20 protein-coding genes are annotated in these 19752 nt (G+C 43.3%); 4 read left to right on the top strand and 16 right to left on the bottom strand.

Annotated features, from left to right (window positions below; all coding sequences use genetic code 11):
- Window positions 1-37 precede the first annotated feature (37 nt).
- The 4 genes from AABI08_RS00190 to rplS all read right to left on the bottom strand — a co-directional run bounded on the left by AABI08_RS00190 (window position 38) and on the right by rplS (window position 4017).
- Window positions 38-1396, bottom strand: coding sequence for a DEAD/DEAH box helicase (locus AABI08_RS00190; RefSeq protein WP_338343297.1), 1359 nt, complete (start codon window positions 1394-1396; stop codon window positions 38-40).
- Between the two features lie 16 nt (window positions 1397-1412).
- Window positions 1413-2381 (bottom strand): DHH family phosphoesterase, encoded by a 969-nt coding sequence (locus AABI08_RS00185; RefSeq protein WP_338343298.1) that lies wholly within the window; start codon window positions 2379-2381, stop codon window positions 1413-1415.
- A 100-nt stretch (window positions 2382-2481) separates the two neighbouring features.
- The gene (dinB, locus tag AABI08_RS00180) at window positions 2482-3576 is read right to left on the bottom strand and encodes a DNA polymerase IV (protein WP_338343299.1); all 1095 of its coding nucleotides are present in this window, start codon (window positions 3574-3576) and stop codon (window positions 2482-2484) included.
- Window positions 3577-3654: 78 nt separating this feature from the next.
- On the bottom strand, window positions 3655-4017 hold the full coding sequence (rplS, locus tag AABI08_RS00175; protein WP_047974884.1) for a 50S ribosomal protein L19: 363 nt from the start codon (window positions 4015-4017) through the stop codon (window positions 3655-3657).
- A gap of 394 nt (window positions 4018-4411) precedes the next feature.
- Between rplS and AABI08_RS00170 the strand changes: the two genes are divergently transcribed.
- The gene (locus AABI08_RS00170; RefSeq protein ID WP_338344042.1) at window positions 4412-5422 is read left to right on the top strand and encodes an MFS transporter; all 1011 of its coding nucleotides are present in this window, start codon (window positions 4412-4414) and stop codon (window positions 5420-5422) included.
- A 289-nt stretch (window positions 5423-5711) separates the two neighbouring features.
- Here AABI08_RS00170 and AABI08_RS00165 read toward each other — a convergent pair whose 3' ends face one another.
- Together AABI08_RS00165 and AABI08_RS00160 are read right to left on the bottom strand one after the other, a co-directional pair.
- The gene (locus tag AABI08_RS00165) at window positions 5712-7415 is read right to left on the bottom strand and encodes a phospho-sugar mutase (RefSeq protein ID WP_338343301.1); all 1704 of its coding nucleotides are present in this window, start codon (window positions 7413-7415) and stop codon (window positions 5712-5714) included.
- Window positions 7416-7417: 2 nt separating this feature from the next.
- Window positions 7418-8098 carry a DedA family protein gene (locus AABI08_RS00160; protein ID WP_338344040.1) on the bottom strand — a complete coding sequence of 227 codons (681 nt, stop codon included), beginning with the start codon at window positions 8096-8098 and terminating at the stop codon, window positions 7418-7420.
- 578 nt (window positions 8099-8676) lie between these two features.
- Between AABI08_RS00160 and AABI08_RS00155 the strand changes: the two genes are divergently transcribed.
- From AABI08_RS00155 to AABI08_RS00145, 3 genes are read left to right on the top strand one after another with little or no spacing between them, the layout of a single operon-like run.
- Window positions 8677-9693 carry a zinc-dependent alcohol dehydrogenase family protein gene (locus AABI08_RS00155; protein ID WP_338343303.1) on the top strand — a complete coding sequence of 339 codons (1017 nt, stop codon included), beginning with the start codon at window positions 8677-8679 and terminating at the stop codon, window positions 9691-9693.
- 5 nt (window positions 9694-9698) lie between these two features.
- Entirely contained in the window at window positions 9699-10409 is a 711-nt protein-coding gene (locus tag AABI08_RS00150) for a DUF6198 family protein (protein WP_338343304.1), read from the top strand.
- 35 nt (window positions 10410-10444) lie between these two features.
- Complete coding sequence (locus AABI08_RS00145; RefSeq protein WP_168778565.1) at window positions 10445-10834, top strand: VOC family protein; 390 nt, start codon at window positions 10445-10447, stop codon at window positions 10832-10834.
- A 274-nt stretch (window positions 10835-11108) separates the two neighbouring features.
- Here AABI08_RS00145 and trxB read toward each other — a convergent pair whose 3' ends face one another.
- The 10 genes from trxB to pstC all read right to left on the bottom strand — a co-directional run bounded on the left by trxB (window position 11109) and on the right by pstC (window position 19750).
- Window positions 11109-12050 (bottom strand): thioredoxin-disulfide reductase, encoded by a 942-nt coding sequence (trxB, locus tag AABI08_RS00140; RefSeq protein WP_338343305.1) that lies wholly within the window; start codon window positions 12048-12050, stop codon window positions 11109-11111.
- A 114-nt stretch (window positions 12051-12164) separates the two neighbouring features.
- Window positions 12165-13040 (bottom strand): UTP--glucose-1-phosphate uridylyltransferase GalU, encoded by an 876-nt coding sequence (gene galU, locus AABI08_RS00135; RefSeq protein ID WP_338343306.1) that lies wholly within the window; start codon window positions 13038-13040, stop codon window positions 12165-12167.
- 69 nt (window positions 13041-13109) lie between these two features.
- Window positions 13110-14120, bottom strand: coding sequence for an NAD(P)H-dependent glycerol-3-phosphate dehydrogenase (locus AABI08_RS00130; protein ID WP_338343307.1), 1011 nt, complete (start codon window positions 14118-14120; stop codon window positions 13110-13112).
- A complete protein-coding gene (gene hprK / locus AABI08_RS00125; RefSeq protein ID WP_047974875.1) occupies window positions 14113-15078 on the bottom strand; it encodes an HPr(Ser) kinase/phosphatase in 966 nt (321 codons plus the stop codon). Before hprK ends, AABI08_RS00130 begins: the two co-directional genes overlap by 8 nt.
- Window positions 15079-15081: 3 nt before the next feature.
- On the bottom strand, window positions 15082-15435 hold the full coding sequence (locus tag AABI08_RS00120; protein ID WP_338343308.1) for a phage holin family protein: 354 nt from the start codon (window positions 15433-15435) through the stop codon (window positions 15082-15084).
- 97 nt (window positions 15436-15532) lie between these two features.
- Window positions 15533-16207 carry a phosphate signaling complex protein PhoU gene (phoU, locus tag AABI08_RS00115; protein ID WP_047974873.1) on the bottom strand — a complete coding sequence of 225 codons (675 nt, stop codon included), beginning with the start codon at window positions 16205-16207 and terminating at the stop codon, window positions 15533-15535.
- A gap of 121 nt (window positions 16208-16328) precedes the next feature.
- Window positions 16329-17096: a phosphate ABC transporter ATP-binding protein PstB gene (pstB, locus tag AABI08_RS00110; protein WP_288846454.1), complete on the bottom strand. Its 768-nt coding sequence runs from the start codon at window positions 17094-17096 to the stop codon at window positions 16329-16331.
- Window positions 17093-17857, bottom strand: a complete 765-nt coding sequence (pstB, locus tag AABI08_RS00105; protein ID WP_421823427.1) for a phosphate ABC transporter ATP-binding protein PstB — start codon at window positions 17855-17857, stop codon at window positions 17093-17095. The genes pstB (AABI08_RS00110) and pstB (AABI08_RS00105) overlap by 4 nt, the downstream gene beginning before the upstream one ends.
- Window positions 17858-17942: 85 nt before the next feature.
- Window positions 17943-18827 (bottom strand): phosphate ABC transporter permease PstA, encoded by an 885-nt coding sequence (gene pstA, locus AABI08_RS00100; protein ID WP_338343309.1) that lies wholly within the window; start codon window positions 18825-18827, stop codon window positions 17943-17945.
- Window positions 18827-19750: a phosphate ABC transporter permease subunit PstC gene (gene pstC, locus AABI08_RS00095; protein ID WP_338343310.1), complete on the bottom strand. Its 924-nt coding sequence runs from the start codon at window positions 19748-19750 to the stop codon at window positions 18827-18829. Before pstC ends, pstA begins: the two co-directional genes overlap by 1 nt.
- Between the last annotated feature and the right edge of the window lie 2 nt (window positions 19751-19752).

The following is a 19752-nucleotide window of genomic DNA, read 5'->3' as shown; positions in this document are numbered from 1 at the left end:
TTGCTGTTCTTTTTTAGTAACCAAAAGTCAGACAGGCTTAGCCTTCCTTATTTTGGCGACGCGTATTCCGGCGATCTTGACGAAGTTCAATTCGACGATCCATTTGACGCTTACGCTTAATCTTATTCTTAATTTGACGCTTATAGCCGGGCTTGACGTTCTTCTTCTTTTTCTTGACCATCCCGACCATTTCAGGGTCCAACTTATTAGTTGTTGCGTGACGCTGTGTCCGGGCCTTACGATCCTTGACCGCCACGATTTCATCCCCACGAATCTGCTTATGAGCAAACTCGATACCGATTTTTTCCAGCTCAGCAATCCGGTCTTCTTCATCGGGTCCGTAAAGAGTCACGGCCGTTCCAGCCATCCCATTCCGTCCCGTTCGACCAACACGGTGAACGAAGAATTCTAATTCGTCTGGCACACCATCATTAATGACGTGCGATACTCCTTCAATATCGATACCACGAGCAGCTAAATCAGTAGCAACTACGTATTGGTAATCCAGGTGCAAGACACCCTTCATTGTTCGACGACGTTCACGTGGTGGAATATCACCATGAATTTCGGCAACTTTAAGACCACGGCCACGCAAATGCGCTGCCAATTCCTTAGCTCGTTCCTTGGTATTGGCAAAAATCAGCGCCAAATAAGGATTGAAAATCGTCAACAACTTGTCGATGACCTCTTCCTTATCCTTGGACTTCGTCGGCACCAACCAGTTGTCGATCGTATCGGCAATCGTTGCTTCCGTTGGAATCGTCTGGAAATCAGGATTGTCCAAATACTTCTTTAAGAACGGCTTCAACTTTTCTGGCATCGTTGCTGAAAAGACCAACGTTTGCAGGTCCTTTGGCATCGCACCAGCCAAGAAATCAACTTCGTTCAAGAAGCCCATGTCAAGTGTCATATCCGCTTCATCGACGACCAAAGTCCGCACTTGGTTAACCACCAAGGCACCACTCTGAACCAAGTCCTTTAATCGTCCTGGCGTTCCAACAACGATTTGTGCTTGGTGCTTCTCTAACTGACGAATCTGGCGGGCCTTATCAGTCCCACCGACATATTCGGCAATGGAAACCTTCACTAATTCCATCTTTTCCGCAAACTCACGGGCAGCCTTAGCAATCTGAGCAGCCAATTCCCGTGATGGTGTCGTAATCACCACCTGAGTTTGGTTCAATTCTGGCTGCAAGGCGTTAAAAATTGGTACCAAGAAGGTGTGCGTCTTTCCAGATCCCGTCTGTGACTGACCAACAACATCCCCACCACGCAAGATTGTTGGAATCAAGCGTGCCTGGATGGGCGTTGGTTGGTCAAAACCAATCGCCTTTAAAGCTGAAAGCACTTCCGGCTTTAAATTGTATTCACCAAATTGTTGGTTTGTGTTTTTCATGTAAAATCCTTTAAATTTAATCGGCTTGGTTTGCCTTTAAAGCGCTATCCACTCGGTCAATCACCTTTTGAATATCCGCTTCGTTGTATGCCCAGGCACCTGAAGCCATGGGGTGTCCCCCACCATCAAAGTCTTGGGCAATCGTGTTAATGACAACCGACCGTGACCGCAAACGGACCCGGTAATCACCATTTTCTTGTTCTTCAAAGATTGCCCAGGCCTTGACCTTGTCAATCCGTGACGGAATAGAAACGACAAAAGAAGTCCCTGCATTGCCCAGATCAAAGCTGTCAATCACATCCCGCTTGAGAATCACATAGCCGAAGCCAGATGGCAACAGGTTAATATGTTGCATCACATAACCCGAGAACTTCACGGCATTTTCCGACAAAGTCGTCATCGCGTTATAAATCTTTTGATAATCAAAGCCATAGGTAATCAACTCACCGGCCACATCAAAGGTTTCTTTATCCAATGAATACATAAAGCGACCGGTATCACCGATAATCCCAATATAAAGGTAGCGGGCGGCCTTTTCCGTCATCTTCAAGCCCTTGTCGGCCAAGGCTTGATAGAACTGATAAATCAGAACGGAAGTCGCTGAGGCTTCATCCTCGACCCACTGCCAATCACCGTAAGGTTCCACGTTGGGATGGTGGTCAATTTTAACGATTTCCAAACCGTTGCGCCAGCGTTGGTCATCAATGCGGGGATCATTGGCTGTATCGCAAACAATGACCAGGGCCTTCTTGTAGGCCGAATCAGGAATCTCATCAGCCAAAGGTTGACCATCGCCAATCCAAGCTAAACCGGTGATTTCCTTCCCAACGGCATAAATCTTCTTTTCGGGAAAAGATGCCTGCAAAATCGCTTGCAGGCCCAATTGTGATCCGTAAGCATCCGGATCAGGTCGTTGGTGACGGTGAATAATAATGGTATCGTAACGTTTAATCTGTTCTAAAATATCTTCGTGAATTTTGGCCATATGCGCCCTTTCAACTCTTATTACTATTCTTTATTATACCGTAAATTCGAAATTCGTTGTCAGAGCATTTGAAATCAGATTAACCCACTGATTTGACCAATCAATCATAATCAAAGAGTGATAACGATTGAAAGGCTTGTGGGCTGACATTGGAAAAGGTTAGCCCCAGCAGGCGAATGGCGAAGTCATCTGGATACAGGTCATCAAAGATTGATTGCGCCTTTCTCGCCAAAAAATCAGGATTAAGCTGAAACGGGTTGGCCTGGGTAATCGACCTGGTCAGCGTGTTAAAGTCATCATCGCGAACCTTAATGTTCAACGTCCGCCCCACTAGGTGCTTAGCCTCCATGTTCGCCACAACCTTTGTGGCCAAGTCCTTGAAAGTCGCCAAAACAGCTGAGCGGTCGTGGAGGGGAAATTCAAAAGTCCCCTCTTTTCCGACCGATTGCCGAATACGATGGTCTTTCACCTGGCCAAAGTGCGTTGCCCGCGCTTGCCAATAAAGTTGGTCACCGAAAGAGCCAAAGTGGACCCGCAGTTCGTCTTGGCTCAAGGCTCGTAAATCCGCGCCCGTTTTAATCCCTAATTTTTCAAATTTTTCCTGTGATTTCTTACCAACACCGCGAAAGTCCTTAATAGGCAAAGCCGCCACGAAGTCCAGCGCCACGTCGGCACCGATGACCGTTACCCCGTTTGGTTTGTGGTGTTCAGACCCAAGCTTTGCTAACACCTTATTATAGGAAACCCCCACCGAACAAGTTAGTTTCGTTTCCTGCCAGATTCTATGCCGTAACTCGGCTGCCAGCGTTGCCCCCGCCATTGGGCTTTGACTAACGTCTAAGTAAGCCTCATCAAGGGCAACCGGCTCAACCTTATCGGTGAATTCGGCAAAGACTTCATGAATCTGAGCTGACACTGATCGGTACTTATCAAAATCAGGAGCGACAAAAACAGCATTCGGGCAAAGTCGCTTTGCTTCACTTGACCCCATGGCCGAATGTACGCCGGCCTTTCTGGCAATGTAGTTGGCGGTTGCCACAACGCCGTGACCGTGGTGTAAATCAGGATCACGACCGATGATTAGAGGCACCTTCTTTAAGGCAGGGTTATCGCGCATTTCGACTTGGGCATAAAAAGCATCCAAATCGACATGTAAAATTTTTCGGTCATCAACCGCTTGCAAAAATTCAGCCATGCCAGGCACCCCCTTCTTTTCAAAACTGATTTTTTTAAAAAGAAAAAGCCTCCACTATGTGGAAGCTTTTTGCCGTAATCACTTGACGTCGAGACGACGTTCCTTGATACGAGCGGCCTTTCCTTGCAATGCACGCAAGTAGTACAACTTTGCGCGACGCACGCGACCCAAACGAGTTACTTCAATCTTGTCAACCCGTGGTGAGTGCAATGGGAACGTACGTTCCACACCAACACCAGAAGAAATCTTACGAACAGTATAAGTAGCCTGGATACCAGCACCCTTACGCTTGATAACAACCCCCTCAAAGAGCTGAACACGTTCGCGAGTTCCTTCAACAATTCGTGCGTGGACACGAACTGAATCACCAGCGCGGAATTCAGGAATATCTGTCCGCAATTGGGTTGAAGTCAACTTTTCTAAAATGTTATTTTGACGCATAGTCATTCTCCTAATCGCTAATCTTACACTCGTCCTTAGACTAACGCACAGCGGATTACCGTTAATTACGGCTTATAGCCAAAGATTAGTATAACAAATAGAAGTAGCCTTTGTCTAGAGATTTTAATTTTTCTTGTTCATCACTATCAACTTCTTGTAAAAATTATAGGTTTCATAATTGGCAATATTTTCCAAAATTACTTCGATTTACAATCGAATGGTTATCTTGTCACCGTGACTATATACAACTTTTAGAGTACCAGCATATATTATCATTCACCTTGAATATAAAAATAAAAAAATATTTATTTTAAACTCATTATATATTAATATTTAACTAATAAATACGGCGACATTAATTCAATTACTTCAGAAATAGATTGGACTTTTGTGAATGAAAAATAAAATTACAGAAGGGAACTCCCTTTTACAACAATCTAATCGACAAATTCAAAAGGCTACTACTAGTGATTTTTTTGGTCACTTAGTTAGTTCAACACTGACTTTTGTCATTAGCCTCAGTATTTTAAAGAATACTGGTTCAGCTCTCAGCTACGGCACATCACTAATCTTTGGACCAGTCGCCACAGCAATCTGTGCGCCAATTATTGGGAAGCTAGTCGATTATATTCCCCACAAAAAACTAATGCTGGCTTCTCAAATCATTTTGATGGTTTGGTTAGGCACTGCGTCCACCCTACTAGCTACTCACACATTCCCAACCTTTCCGGTTTTTATCACTACTTTAATTATCATCAACCTTCATTTGAATTTACTCGATATCACTCTAAGTTCCTCAGCAACAGCAATGGTAGTTGAGGAGCAGATTCCCAAACTAAACTCACTTGAGCAAATCTCGATTTCTGCCTCAAATATTATTGGCCCCAGCCTAGCCGGATTAATGTTTTCATTTATAAAGATTTCAACTATTTTTTCCTTTAGCATCATTATTGAAGGAATAGTTTTGCTACTAATGACAACCCTAGATTTTGCTCTAATTTCAAATAATCAAAATTTTGCTAACTCAAGTTCAACCAAACAATTACCATCAAAGTCATCATTTTTCAACTGGCTAAAAAATCAAAAAATTGTCCTAAACATTATTATTCTTGGTGGGATACTTAACTTTTTTCTCGCTCTCTTAACTGTTGGGCTCCCTTACCTTCTTCTTCATCATCTGCATGCTTCTAGTAGCCAAATTGGTTTAAATGAATCAATATCAGGAGTCGGTTTTATTATTGGATCTGTACTCAGTTCTAGAATCAAAATTAATGATCAAGAAATACCGATTAAAAAACTAGGTATTTATATGGGTGCCATCGCTGTCCCCCTACTTGTGATAACAATGGCACTTTCATTCAACAATCATTTTTTGCCTTCTTATCCTTTCGATTTTGGTCGCTGAAGTGATTATTTATATATTGATTATCATTATCAATATTATTAGCAGGATTTTTCTGCAAACCCAGGTCAACAAACAATATCAAGGTCGAACTTTTTCCGCTCTTACTATCGTTACCAACGTCATGAATCCAGTTGGTCTCTTTGTTTTTGGTGCCGTATTTCAATATTCATCTTTTGCAATTCCATTACTATCATCAACTCTCGCCTTTATACTAATGGGTGTCTATATTACCAGACTGAAAGAAAACTAAAAAAGAACTCATCACTGAGTTCTTTTTTTATAATTAATTTTAAGCCTTAATCTTTTCTTCCATCGTAGCTTCAAAGCTTTGCAACTTTGCATCCGCTTCAGCCTGCGAATCGGCAACAACGCCAATATAGAGCTTCAATTTTGGTTCCGTACCAGATGGGCGGAGCGCAATCCATGAACCATCAGCTAACCAATACTTCAAGACATTAGCCTTTGGCTGTGGCAACTTCTTTTCTGATCCAGCTCGATCAATCTGTGTCTGGCTCGCAAAGTCCTGAGTGGCCAAAACTAATTGATCACCAACCGTTTCCAACTTTTGATTACGGAACTTAGTCATCAAGGCAGCCATTTCTTCATGACCATTGACACCAGGGAAATCAAAGGCAACGGTCTTTTCCTCAAAGTAACCGTGTTGCTCGTACAGTTCCTTCAAACCATCAGCAAAACTTTGGCCCTTTTCCTTGTAGTAAGCAGCCATTTCGGCAAACAAAACCAAAGCCTGGATAGCATCCTTATCATGAGCAAATGGCTTTACTAAGTAACCAAATGATTCTTCAAAGCCGAAGAGGTACGTATAATCCTTCTTCTCTTCAAAGCGGTCAATCATGGCCGCAATATACTTAAATCCAGTCAACACGTCTAAGGTAGCAACACCATAGCTCTTAGCAATCTCGCTAGCAAAGCGCGATGAAACAATCGACGTTACAATGGCACCATTTTCAGGCAATGTCTGATTTTTCTTCTTAGCGGCCAACAAGTAATTGACCATCAAACCGGCAATTTGATTACCGGATAAGACTTGGTATGAACCATCGGCCAATCGCACAGCAGCTCCCATCCGGTCAGCATCAGGGTCCGTTGCCACGACCAAATCAGCTTCTTCCTTCTTGGCGTATTCAATAGCCAATGATAAAGCGGCTGGATCTTCTGGGTTGGGCTTCTTCACCGTTGGGAAGTCCCCATCGAGTTCCGCCTGTTCCTTCACGATTGTATAGTTAGTAAAGCCTGCTTGTTGCAACGCTTTTTCACCAATATACTGACCAGTTCCATGCAAAGGGGTGTAGACAAACTTCAAGTCTGCCCCCTCTTTTTGAATCAAATCTTGGTCAACAGAAATTGTTTTGACCTCTGCCAAATAAGCGTTGTCCAAGTCATCATCGACTACTTGAACAGTTTTTTCTGTTTCATCTTGTGCAATAGCAAACTCATTTTCCACCGCTGCCATTCCATCGATAACAGCCTGGACGGCTTCAGGAACCATCTGGCCACCATCAGCACCGTAAACCTTATAGCCGTTATCCTGCTTAGGATTGTGTGAGGCCGTAATCATAATGCCGGCAAAAGCCTTCAAATGACGAACTGAAAATGATAGTTCGGGTGTCGGACGCAATGATGAAAAACGATAAACCTTAATCCCATGTGCTGACAGCACGCGACTAGCCACCTGAGCAAATTCTTTTGAGTGGTGACGAGAGTCAAAGGCGATGACTACCCCCGCTTTCTTAGCAGCGTCCCCGCTTTGATCAATGTAAGCAGCCAATGCTTCTGTTACTAAGGTCACCATCACGACATTAATGCGGTTGGTCCCAACGCCCATTTGGCCACGCATACCAGCGGTTCCAAATGGCAAGTTTTGATAGAAAGCATCTTCTTGTTCAGCTGGACTCAATTGCTTTAATTCAGCTGTCAAATCAGCAGGTAAGTCTGCTTGCTGCCAACGGGCTAAGGTATCTTGATAAGTCATTCTTAAAGTTCCTCTTCCTTTTCTCGACTAGGTTTTGTAATTAAATTAATAATAATTTGTCGAAACCTGGGTGACCGAATCACTGCCAGTACAAAGACGACGACCAGAATAATTACGGTAATCGTCACTTCTCTTGGTAACTGTAAGTGGCCAAAATAATAACCAATCGTCACCATGGTCAACGCCCAGAGGCAGGATGCCAGAACAGACATCCGAAAGTAAGTCGCAAACCGTAACTTCAAACGATGAGCAGACAGCGGGACAATTGTTCTGACAAAGGGAACAAATCGGCCCAAAATAATAAAGAGCAACCAGCGTTTCGGGTTTAAATTAGACGAAATTTTTTCGGCAAAATCACCATTTACGTGGCGGGCGACCCAGGGGATTTTATCAACCTGCTTAATTACCCACGCACCAAACCAATAATTAATGAAATCCCCCATCATCGAGGCAACCGCAAAAATCACCACCAACAAGGCAAATTCAACCAAAGAGTGATGGCGACCGGCAAACCCCGCAGCCGTCATCACCAACGCATCAGCCGGAATAAACCCTGTGACAATCCCCCCTGTTTCAATCAAAATCAAAAAGAACAGAATTGACAATTCAATTACAGAAAAATTGGCATTCGCAGAACTAATGTGTGTCAGCCAATCCGACACAGCAGCAAAAGCTAAAACCATATAGTCAGGGTACTCCTTTAGAAAAAAGTCTGTCTGGGTATCACTACTAGTCAACGTTTTGGGTACATGAATCCGCCCTGCTAGCTAGCAAGATACTCATGAATCAGCAAATAATCATCAGTTGAAGTTAATCCTGATATTATCTCAATAAAATTAAGGCTAAATAAAAAACAGCCTATGTCTATCATACGCTATTTCCCCTGCTAAGTCTGCTTTCAAAGCGCAAAAATACCAAAGGAATTGGTATGAAATCAGGCTGATTTTTTAAACATTCACTCAATAAATCACCTACCTTTTCTATCATAACAACTTTTTTTAACAGAACTTATGCCAAATCGGCATAAAATTTTCAGACAAGATGTACTACAATGGTGGCGAGAAGTGACAGAAAGCAAAACCAGGCGGCCGACTGGAAAATGTTTTCTTTGCTCACTTCTTATAGTAAGTAATTGTCTTTAAAAGGTACTGTTATCAATGTTTTGAAAAAGTTTTGTTTTTCACTTGACAAAAGTTTGTGCAAATATTATTATGTATGTGTAAGTTGTTACAAGGAATTATTCATTGGAGGATAACAGAACATGGAAGCTCTAGTATTAACTGGATTAAAGAAGCTTGAAAAGCAGAACATCGAAAAGCCAACATTGAAGCCTGACGAAGTTTTGATTCACACTGCCTTTGCTGGTGTTTGTGGAACTGATCACGCATTGTATGCTGGTGAACCAGGATCAGCTGATGCTGTCCCACCTATCGTTTTGGGACACGAAAACTCAGGTGTCGTTAAGGAAATCGGTTCAGCCGTTACCAACGTTAAGGTTGGCGACCGCGTTTCAGTTGACCCTAACATCTACTGTGGACAATGCAAGTTCTGCCACACTGGTCGTCCTGAATTGTGCGAACACTTGGATGCCGTTGGTGTTACTCGTGATGGTGGCTTTGAAGAATACTTCGCAGCTCCTGCATCAGTTGTTTACCCTATCCCTGACAACGTTGACTTGAAGTCAGCTGCAATTGTTGAACCAATTTCATGTGCTATTCACGGTATGAAGTTGTTGAAGCCATCACCATACCAAAAGGCTTTGGTTATCGGTGACGGATTCATGGGTGAATTGTTCGTTCAAATCTTGCAGGCATACGGTATCCACCAAGTTGACTTGGCCGGAATCGTTGACGAAAAGTTGAAGATGAACAAGGACTTGTTCAACGTTAAGAACACATATAACACTGCTAAGGGTGACAAGATTCCTGCCGGTGAATATGATGTTGTTATCGAAGCTGTTGGTCGTCCAGAAACTCAAGAATCAGCTATCGAAGCTTCAGCCCGTGGTGGTCAAGTTTTGATGTTCGGTGTTGGTGGACCTGACGCTAAGTTTGAAATGAACACTTATGAAGTCTTCCAAAAGCAGTTGACTATCCAAGGTTCATTTATTAACCCTAACGCATTCGAAGACTCATTGGCATTGCTTTCATCTGGTAAGTTAAACGTTAAGCCATTAATGTCACACGAATTGAACCTAGATCAAGTTGACGATTTTGTTAACGGTCGCTTAGGCGTTGTTTCTAAGGCCGTTGTTAAAATCGGTGGTGAAGAGGCCTAAATTTTATGAATAATGCAAAGCGGACAATTTCTTGGACCGCTGCCCTCAGTTACTTTGCCTTCTCATTGGTAATTAACTCAATGGGTAACGTGCTAACGATTGTTACCAGTCAAAAAATTCATCCGTCAATTTTGGGCTCTGCCTATTGGACAGCTGCTCAAAACGGATTAAACCACTCATTGCATGGTAATAGTGCAACACTATCCATCGTATTCTTTGTGGTTGGTATGTTAATCGCTGTTTTGAACATGGTTCTGGAGCACCGCATTGATATCAAGCGCTTCCTTGGAAACTTAGCTTTCATGGTTCCTTTCTCAGCCTTGATTTCAGTCTTTGCAAGTGCCTTTTCAAAGCTCTTGCCAGAAGCTCATAGTTGGCCAATGGTTGCCTTCTACATTTTCTTGAACTTCTTTGGTGTTGCCTTAATTGCCATTGCCATTTCAATTTATCAGCGGACCAACATCGTTTTGCATCCTGCTGATGATTTGATGCAAGTTCTTCGTTTCAAGTACTTCAAGGGTAATGCTGGTATTGCCATGTGGGTTTCTTATATCCCACCTACCATTATTGGTGTTATCGCCTTGATTATGGTTCCTGATTTTACCAACTATGGTATCGGAACTATCTTCGCCTTCCTCTTCCAGGGAAGTATCACTGGATGGGCAGACACACGTATCTTTAGCAAGTTAAAGCACCAGGGAATCGCTATCGACTAAGATAGTCTCCCTCAATTGAAAGGACGGGTTATATTATGGCCTTTACTGATTATTTTGATGACATTCAACACGTTGGAATTCCAACAACCGACTTGGACCGCGCTGAAAAGTTCTGGACAAGCATCGGTTTTGAAAAGACCGGTGACTTTAAGGAAGGTGGCCCAGTTAAGTTCTTTAAGTACGGTCACCTTGTTATTGAAACGTGGTTGTCTGATGAAGGAACTGGCAAGCCCGGTTCAATCAACCATATCTCAATGAACACTTCTGATGCTGATGCAGCCTTTGTAGCAGCAAAGGAACAAGGATTGGATTTGATTGATTCAGAAGTACAACACCTTCCCTTCTGGGATAACGGTATCAAGTTCTTCAATGTTCGCACCCCAGATGGTGTAACCTTGGAATTCTGTGAAATCGTCAAGGGTTAATTCATGATTCGAGAGCCTCAACTACTATTTGGTAGTTGGGGCTTTTTTATATCTTCCATTTACGATTGATCGCTATCTGGAAGTACCAATTACTTTTACTAACATTTTAAGCGCCCTCCATCCCGTTTTCTTTCATACGGGTAAAAAGTACCATTCAATCATTTTTAGACCCATAAACCGCACAAAGGGGCTTATTTAGCTTTGCCTATCAGGACGCAGAGAACAGAAAAAAGCCTGCTACCATTCGGTAACAGACTTCAGATCCTCATTTATTTTATGCTTCTGATTTTAATTCAGCAACATACTGGTAGGCTTCTTGGCCAGCCAAACCACCATCGCCAACAGCAGTTGTGATTTGACGCAAGTTCTTAGCACGAACGTCTCCAGCAGCAAAGATACCTGGAACGGCGGTTGCCATCTTGTCATCCGTCTTAATCCAACCATGGTCGTCAGTAATTCCCAAATTTTCAAATACCTGAGTATTTGGCTTGAGGCCAACGTAGATGAAGATTCCACTTTTATCAACAACCTGATCTTCACCAGTTTGGTTGTTATGCAGCTTCAACTGTGAAACAGCCTCACCATCACCTTCAATAGCGGTCACTTCAGTATTCCAAACAAAGTGCATGTTTTCCTGCTTCTTTGCGCGCTGCTGCAAGATTGGCTGTGCCTTTAACTTGTTATCGCGAACGTAAACCGTGACGTCCTTAACCACATCGGCCAAGTACAATCCTTCCTCAACAGCGGAATCACCGCCACCGACAACGGCAACGCTTTCACCCTTAAAGAAGGCACCATCGCAGACAGCACAGTATGAGACACCTTTGCCTTGGTATTCTTCCTCACCATCAACACCCAAGTGGATGTGTTCGGATCCAGTCGCAATAATCAAAGCTGGTGCTTGAAAATCGCCCATATCAGTATGGACCAATTTTTCATTTTTTGCTAAAATTTCCACACCGGTAATCATGCCAAATGAGTATTCAGCGCCAAACTGCGTTGACGAAGCATACATTTTTTCGGCCAAATCAGGACCCATAATGCTATTATAACCAGGATAATTTTCAACTTCGGCAGTATTATTCATCTGCCCACCATAAATTCCCTGGTCAAGCATTACAGTCTTTAAGTCCGCCCGTGAGGCATAAGTAGCAGCCGTCATTCCGGCTGGGCCAGCACCAATGATGATGACATCATATTGCTTGACTTCTGTCATGATAAACGGAACCTCCTTTTTTATTATGACGTCTATTGTACCTTGAATTTGTCCTTTTGTCTAATTTTAACCAACAAAAAAGAGGTATACCACCTCTTTTGTTTTTGTTGAATTTTACAACTTAGCTGCAAGCTCTTTAATATAAGCGCGGAGCTGATCCTTAGTTTGTGGATGCTTCAAACCAAATTCAATGTTTGTTTCCAAGAAACCAATCTTAGAACCGATATCATAACGATCACCCTTGAATTCATGAGCATAAACGTGTTGACGATTATTTAATGAATCAATAGCATCCGTCAATTGAATTTCGCCACCCTTACCGGGCTTTGTTTTCTCTAACTCTTCAAAAATCTCAGGCGTCAACAAGTAACGACCAATGATTGCCAAATCAGAAGGTGCATCTTCAGGCTGAGGCTTTTCAACGAACGACTTAACCCGGTACAAACCATCTTCCTTAACCTTCGCAGCAGGATCAATGACACCATATTCTGATACCTGGTCATGAGGGACTTCCAAAACTGCCAAAGTTGATTCACCAGTTTCGTGGTAGCGTTCAATCAATTGCTTGGTCAATGGTACTTCATCTTGCATTAAGTCGTCACCCAAGAGCACAACGAATGGTTCGTCACCAATGAAATCCTTGGCTGTTAAGATAGCATCACCCAAGCCCTTTGGATGTGACTGACGAATAAAGTACATATTGATATCAGTTGTTTCTTCGACAACTTTCAACAATTCCAACTTGTTCTTTTCGCGCAAGTTGTTTTCCAGTTCTGGGTTTGAATCGAAGTGATCTTCGATTGAACGTTTTGACTTTCCATCGACAACAACGATGTCTTCGATCCCAGAAGCAATTGCTTCACGAACGATATATTCAATCGTTGGTGTATCAACAATTGGTAGCATTTCCTTAGCCAAAGCCTTTGTGGCTGGCAAGAAACGAGTTCCCAAACCAGCGGCCGGGATAATGGCTTTACGTACAGGTTTCATACTTTCCTACTTTCATTAATGACGCCAAAGGCGCCGAAGTATTCTACTGCTATTATAACAAATATATGGTCAATCTTCAGCTTTTAATGGGCGAGTCATCAATGTTTTAATTTCATTTTCGATTTTTGTCCCCTCATACAAAACCTGATACAGGGCAGTCGTAATGGGCAAGTCAAGTTGATGAGTCTGCTGGTACTCATAAACCGCCTTCACGGTATTAACACCCTCAATCACCATGCCCATTTCTTCTTGAACCTGATTTAACGACTGGCCCTGCCCCATGGCAAAGCCAGCACGATAATTACGTGAGTTGGGTGACATACCAGTCACAATCAAATCACCAATACCAGCTAAGCCAAGGAAGGTTTCAGGTTGAGCGCCCATCTTTTGCCCCACTGCACGCATTTCAACCAAACCACGTGTTAACAAGGCTGCCTGGGCATTGACACCGTAGCCTAAGCCAACCAGCATGCCAGAACCCAAAGCAATAATATTCTTTAGTGCTCCACCTAACTCTGATCCCAATAAATCATGGTTAGTGTAAGGGCGGAAGTTCTCACTGGCAAGAGCTTCCTGCAAAACGGCCGTAGCAGCTCCGTCAGTCCCACCAATCGATACGGCAGTCAAATCACCCTTAATCACATCTTCAGCGTGTGACGGGCCAGAAATAACAGCTAAGGATGAATAATTATCGCTAGGAACGACTTCCTCAATCATTTGAGAAATCCGTAAATGCGTTCCTTGTTCCAAACCCTTTGTCGCATGAGCCAAAATCACTTGCTGATTCAAATTTTGCAAAACCTCTGCTAATTGGGAACCAACGGAGCGAATCGCCTTCGTTGGGACCACCATTAAAACAACATCAGCATCCGCCACGGCGACCTGCATATCAGCAACCGCCAATAGCCTCTCTGACAAGGTTGCTCCAGGTAAGTAATGGTCATTTTTGTGGTGCTGGTTAATTTCGTCAACTTGGTCAGCACGGTGTGACCAGATGTTAACAACTACGTTGTTTTTCGCCATTGTGTTGGCAAGAGCGGTCCCCCAGGAACCAGCTCCTAAAACAGCGACTTTAGTCATGCTTCTTTGCCTCTTCATCTTCTTTTTCATTGACTTGCATTGCGGCGCTCATCCGCTTTTCAAGCGTTTCTAGAGCGTCATAGCCCATATTTTGTGTCCGGAATTTAACAGCCGCTGCATCAATAACAGAGGCGGTATTTCGTCCTGGTGTAACCGGTACAACCATCTTCTTAATCTTGACTCCTAGAATATCGAGGGTGTCATCCTCATTTCCCAAGCGATCAAAATTTTCTTCGCCAATTTTACCGTTTGATAGGTGAATATTAAGCATAATTGAAGCATGGGAACGGACAGAAACAGCACCATAAACCTGCTGAACATCAATAATCCCAACACCACGAACTTCCATCAAGTTACGCAAAACTTCCGATGGTTGGCCAATCAAGCGTTGCTCATCTTCTTGGTGAATATCAACACGGTCATCGGCAACCAAGCGCGCCTTCCCCTGTTGAATCAGTTCCAAAGCAGATTCGGTCTTTCCAATTCCGGCATCACCAGTAATCAAAACGCCTAATCCGTGCACATCAATCAAAACGCCATGAACAGACTGCCGTGGTGCTAACTCACCCCCAAGGTAGTAGGTCATATTGGACAAAATTTGCGATGAAGTCAGGCGAGTGTTTAAAATTGGAATCTGAGCCTCTTCTGCCGCTTGCTTCAATTCATCAGCAATTGGCAGGTTAGTCGAAACCACAAAGGCTGGTGTTTGCTTAGAAGCCATCTTACGATAAACCATCAATAGCTCATCATGGCTCATTCGGTCTGAAAAAGAAGTCTCTGTGATTCCTAACAACTGCACTCGTTCAGGAGCATAGTAAGTAAAGTACCCCGTCATTTCCAAGCCGGGTCTAGAAATATCTGCAGTAGTAATCACCCGATTCAAATAATCATGACCCGCTACGATTGTTAAGCGAGTGTTATCAACTAAGTCCTTAACTGTTACGGTTGCTTGTGCCATTTTTTACCTCCGCACCGAAATTTTCGCTTGACCCATGAATAAAAAATTAGCAAAGGTCAGCAATATTGCGACCAGCATTGCCCAGCCAAAAGAGGCAAAGGCAAAACCATGAATGATATGCGCTGTTAATTCTAGCAGCGCTGTATTAATAATTAATAAAAAGAATCCTAACGAGATGACGACTAATGGTAATGAAACAAAGACCAAGATGGGCTTGATCAAGCGATTCAATACGGCAAGTAACACAGCTGCCACCAAGGCGGTCGTCATGTTCGCTAAAACAAAACCGTTTGGAAACAGCAACGCACAGGCCAAAAAGACAGCCATGTTGATCGCCGCTTGCATGATAAAACGCATAGGCCCTCCTTTAGTAAATTTATTTCCTACCTCCTATTATACCAAAGTTTCTTACCACAAAAAAAGGAACCCGAAGGGTCCCTTTTTCTTTATCAAATCAGATAAAGTAGTTATAACCTGGGTTCAATTCAATAATCTTACCCGTACGCTTATAAACAATCCATTCAGCAATGTCGGTTGTATAGTCACCAATACGCTTGATGTAACCGGCAATCACCAAATAGTCAGCTGCTGAATCAACCAATTCAGAGTCTTCCTTCATTCCATTGACGGAATCAGTTCGAATCTGAGCCGCTGCATTCGACAACTGGTGGTTCTTGGTAGCGATGTTTTCAGCACCCAAGGCATCGTTCTTCACATAGTAGCCCATGACTTCTGAAACCATTGAAGCGACCAATTCGCCCATTTCACCCAACTGCTTTTCAACAGCCTTCATGTGCTTCGTTCCCTTAACACGGATGGTTGACGTAGCAATGTTCCGTGCCTGGTCCCCCATTCGTTCCAAAACGGAAACGGCCTTCAAAATCGTCACGATTTCACGCAAATCAGTAGTCACCGGTTGGTACAAAGCAATCATTTCAAATGACTTCTTTTCCAAAGCGGCTTCCCGTTCATTGATCTTGTAATCATGATCAATAATCTTGTGGGCACCATCGCGATCGTGCTTAATAAAGGACTGAACAGATTCCTGAATGGTCTTGGCAACCTGTTCACCCATTTCCGTAAAAGAAGTATCCAAATCAGCTAATTCTTCATCAAATAATCGACGCATGACAAATTCCTTTCATGTAACCTGTTTCTCTCTAATAACAGTAGGGCATTTTAAAAGCAAAGATATTTTTTGAACAGCCTGAACGATGGGCTTCACCAACCAATCATCCAATCACTCGTTTTTATCCAAAGCGACCAGAAATATAATCGGCAGTTTCCTTTTTCTCGGGCTCCAAGAAAATCTTACGAGTGTCCCCAAATTCGACCAAGTTTCCACTAAGGAAGAAAGCCGTCTTATCAGAAATTCGTGAAGCTTGTGATAAGGAATGAGTCACAATAATCATGGCATATTGGTCACGCAGTGACAACAAGGTTTCTTCAATGTTGTGTGAAGAAACTGGATCCAAAGCCGATGTTGGCTCATCGAGCAACAATACATCTGGCTTTGTGGCCAAAACGCGGGCAATTGAAACACGCTGTTGTTGGCCACCTGACAGACCAAGAGCTGATTTATTCAATTCATCCTTCACTTCGTCCCAGATAGAGGCAGCCTTTAATGACTCCTCTACAGCCTGGTCCAAAGTCTTCTTATCCTTTACTCCAGCTAAACGCAGGCCAAAGGCAACGTTATCATAGATGGAGAATGGAAACGGATTTGGCTGTTGGAAAACCATTCCAACGCGCTTACGCAAATCAACGGTATCCGTTGTTGGCGCATAAATATCCTTCCCAAGAAGGTTGAAAGAACCTGTCACAGTGACATTTTCTTCCAAATCATGCATCCGGTTTAAGGCTCGCAAGTAAGTTGTCTTACCTGATCCAGAAGGTCCAATCAAGGCAGTAATGCCCTTGTTGGCAAAATCCAAATCAATCCCATGTAAGGCTTCCTTGTCTCCATACCAGAGCTTGACGTTACGAGTTTGTAAGATTGTTTCGCTTTGTTTTGTCATCCAAAATTACCTGAAATATAATCGTTGGTCAATTCCACCTTAGGACGGGTAAAGATTTTACGAGTCAAATCGTATTCAATTACCTTACCTTGGTGCATAAAGGCCGTGTAGTCAGAAATCCGGGCTGCTTGCTGCATATTGTGCGTCACGATAATAATCGTGTAATTTTTCTTCAACTCCAGCAAAGTATCTTCGAACTTAGCAGAAGAAATTGGATCCAAGGCTGATGATGGCTCATCGAGCAACAAGATATCAGGCTTTAAGGCCAAGGCACGGGCAATCACCAATCGTTGGGCTTGTCCACCTGACAATGAAAGCGCTGATTTGTTCAATTCATCTTTAACTTGGTCCCACAAAGCAGCTTGCTTTAACGTTGTTTCCACAATCTCATCGAGCTGGGCCTTAGTATACTTACCACGGCGAGTCAATGGGAAGGTAATGTTGTCATAAATTGACTTAGCAAATGGGTTTGGTCGTTGGAAAACCATTCCAATGTGGCGACGCATTTCATAGACATCAATGTCTTTTGAGTTGATGTCCAATCCACGGTACCAAATATGACCAGTAACATTGGCAACGCCATCGTTCATTCGGTTCAATGACCGCAAAAACGTTGACTTACCTGAACCAGATGCTCCAATCAAAGAGGTAATCTTATAGCGTTCGAAACGCAAGTCCCCTTCACTTAGGGAAAGGTTATCGCCATAACTCACTTGCAAATTTTCAGTTGAAAGGGCAATTTCATGTTTATCATCCTCCATTGGAATGATATAGCGTTCCGGTGCCTTTTCAGGAATAAAATCTGATACTGGCTTTAATTCTTGACTCTTATCTGTCATGCTAACCTCACGATTTTGTCAACTTCTTGTAGAGAAGTGTTCCCAAGCGACGTGCACTAAAGTTAAAGAGCAATACCACGATAATCAAAACCGCTGATGCTCCCGCTGACACGAGTGACAAATCCGGCATGATTCCTTCCGAATTAATCTTCCAAATGTGCACGGCCAAAGTTTCGGCTGGTCGGAACGGTGACAATGGCGATGCCAAGTTGAATGGGTTCCAGTCACCAAAGTCCAATGAAGGTGCTGACTGACCAGCTGTAAAGATCAATGCAGCGGCTTCACCGAAGACACGTCCCGCAGAAATCACAACCCCTGTCACAACGGATGGTACCGCTGCCGGTAAGATGATGTGAATAACTGTTTCAAATCGTGAAAGGCCCAAAGCCGCCCCAGCTTCACGTTGTAAGTTTGGGATTTGGCTCAATGACGTCTCGATTGAACGAGTCAAAATTGGCAAGTTAAAGAATGTCAATGCAATGGCCCCAGAAATAATGGAGAAACCAAGCTTCAACTTCACAACGAAAATCAAGAAACCAAACAATCCAACAACAACAGAAGGCAATGATGACATCACTTCAATTGCGGTACGAACCATTGATGTCCAAATCGTTGGCTTGGCATATTCATTCAAGTAAATAGCCGCCCCAAGAGCGATTGGGAATGAAATCAGCATGGCCAAAATCAAGAGATAGAAAGAATTAAACAATTGAATGCCAATTCCACCACCAGCCTCGAATGACCGAGCTTGTGCAGTTAAGAAGTGCCATGACAAGTGAGGCAATCCTCGAACCAAGATAAAGGCTAGCATTGCTGCCAGCACCAACGCTACTGAACCAGCGATTGCGTAAATCACGGCCGTAGCAATTTTATCAGCAGTTTTTGCTTTCATTACTTCAGTTCTCCTTTTCGACCAATCCAGCGAATCAAGAGGTTAAAGACGAGAGACATCAGAAGTAAGATCATTGCTAATGACCACAAGACGTTGTTTTGCAACGTACCCATGACCGTGTTTCCAATTCCCATCGTCAAAACGGAGGTCAAGGTTGCTGCTGGTGAAACCAGAGAACCTGGCATCTTGGCCGCATTTCCGATTACCATTTGAACAGCCAAAGCTTCACCGAAGGCACGCGCCATTCCGAAGACAATTGCTGTCAAGATTCCTGGCGTAGCTGCCCGCAAAATCACCTTGTAAATCATTTGCCAACGCGTGGCACCAATGGCCAAGGCTGATTCACGGTAATAGCGAGGAACACCCTTTAAGGCATCGACTGTCATTGATGTAATGGTTGGTAAAATCATGACGAACAAAACAATTGTTCCAGACAAGATTCCAAGACCTGTTCCGCCGAAAATTGAACGGACGGCTGGAACTACAACAGCCAAACCGATAACACCGTAAACAACGGAAGGAATTCCAACCAACAATTCGATGACTGGTTGCATGATGCGTGCACCACGCTTTTCTGCGATTTCAGTCATAAAGACCGCTGTTCCAATCGCAAATGGCGTTGCAATAATAGCGGCCAAAATTGTTACCGCCAAAGAACCAGTAATGAGCGGTAATGCTCCAATACCTGGTTGACCCGTCTTAGGGTCAACAACACTCGGATTCCAATTCGTTCCAAAGAGAAACTTACTAACTGAAACTTTATTGGTCGTAAAGGTGGCCAACCCCCGAGTAATAACAAAGCCAAAAATCAAGATAACCACCGCAGTGATTAGAATTAAGGCAAGAGCCGAGATGAACTTTCCAAACCGGTCTTGCTTGGTTGACAACGAAGTTTTTTTAATTTTTTCGGTAATAAGATCCATTG

Source organism: Fructobacillus evanidus (assembly GCF_963580165.1).
GTDB lineage: Bacteria > Bacillota > Bacilli > Lactobacillales > Lactobacillaceae > Fructobacillus > Fructobacillus evanidus.
The sequence above is the reverse complement of the archived record's forward strand: the minus strand, read 5'-3'. Positions and strand labels throughout refer to the sequence as shown.

Bases quoted from the DNA above. Each gene is read 5' to 3' on its own strand.
- AABI08_RS00160 (WP_338344040.1), bottom strand. From the start codon at position 8,098: ATGGTTTTAGCTTTTGCTGCTGTGTCGGATTGGCTGACACACATTAGT.
- AABI08_RS00145 (WP_168778565.1), top strand. From the start codon at position 10,445: ATGGCCTTTACTGATTATTTTGATGACATTCAACACGTTGGAATTCCA.
- AABI08_RS00130 (WP_338343307.1), bottom strand. From the start codon at position 14,120: ATGACTAAAGTCGCTGTTTTAGGAGCTGGTTCCTGGGGGACCGCTCTT.
- trxB (WP_338343305.1), bottom strand. From the start codon at position 12,050: ATGACAGAAGTCAAGCAATATGATGTCATCATCATTGGTGCTGGCCCA.
- pstC (WP_338343310.1), bottom strand. From the start codon at position 19,750: ATGGATCTTATTACCGAAAAAATTAAAAAAACTTCGTTGTCAACCAAG.
- AABI08_RS00165 (WP_338343301.1), bottom strand. From the start codon at position 7,415: ATGACTTATCAAGATACCTTAGCCCGTTGGCAGCAAGCAGACTTACCT.
- AABI08_RS00185 (WP_338343298.1), bottom strand. From the start codon at position 2,381: ATGGCCAAAATTCACGAAGATATTTTAGAACAGATTAAACGTTACGAT.
- AABI08_RS00190 (WP_338343297.1), bottom strand. From the start codon at position 1,396: ATGAAAAACACAAACCAACAATTTGGTGAATACAATTTAAAGCCGGAA.
- dinB (WP_338343299.1), bottom strand. From the start codon at position 3,576: ATGGCTGAATTTTTGCAAGCGGTTGATGACCGAAAAATTTTACATGTC.
- rplS (WP_047974884.1), bottom strand. From the start codon at position 4,017: ATGCGTCAAAATAACATTTTAGAAAAGTTGACTTCAACCCAATTGCGG.
- AABI08_RS00170 (WP_338344042.1), top strand. From the start codon at position 4,412: ATGAAAAATAAAATTACAGAAGGGAACTCCCTTTTACAACAATCTAAT.
- AABI08_RS00155 (WP_338343303.1), top strand. From the start codon at position 8,677: ATGGAAGCTCTAGTATTAACTGGATTAAAGAAGCTTGAAAAGCAGAAC.
- pstB (WP_288846454.1), bottom strand. From the start codon at position 17,096: ATGACAAAACAAAGCGAAACAATCTTACAAACTCGTAACGTCAAGCTC.
- galU (WP_338343306.1), bottom strand. From the start codon at position 13,040: ATGAAACCTGTACGTAAAGCCATTATCCCGGCCGCTGGTTTGGGAACT.
- AABI08_RS00150 (WP_338343304.1), top strand. From the start codon at position 9,699: ATGAATAATGCAAAGCGGACAATTTCTTGGACCGCTGCCCTCAGTTAC.
- AABI08_RS00120 (WP_338343308.1), bottom strand. From the start codon at position 15,435: ATGCGTTTTATCATGCAAGCGGCGATCAACATGGCTGTCTTTTTGGCC.
- pstB (WP_421823427.1), bottom strand. From the start codon at position 17,857: ATGGAGGATGATAAACATGAAATTGCCCTTTCAACTGAAAATTTGCAA.
- pstA (WP_338343309.1), bottom strand. From the start codon at position 18,827: ATGAAAGCAAAAACTGCTGATAAAATTGCTACGGCCGTGATTTACGCA.
- phoU (WP_047974873.1), bottom strand. From the start codon at position 16,207: ATGCGTCGATTATTTGATGAAGAATTAGCTGATTTGGATACTTCTTTT.
- hprK (WP_047974875.1), bottom strand. From the start codon at position 15,078: ATGGCACAAGCAACCGTAACAGTTAAGGACTTAGTTGATAACACTCGC.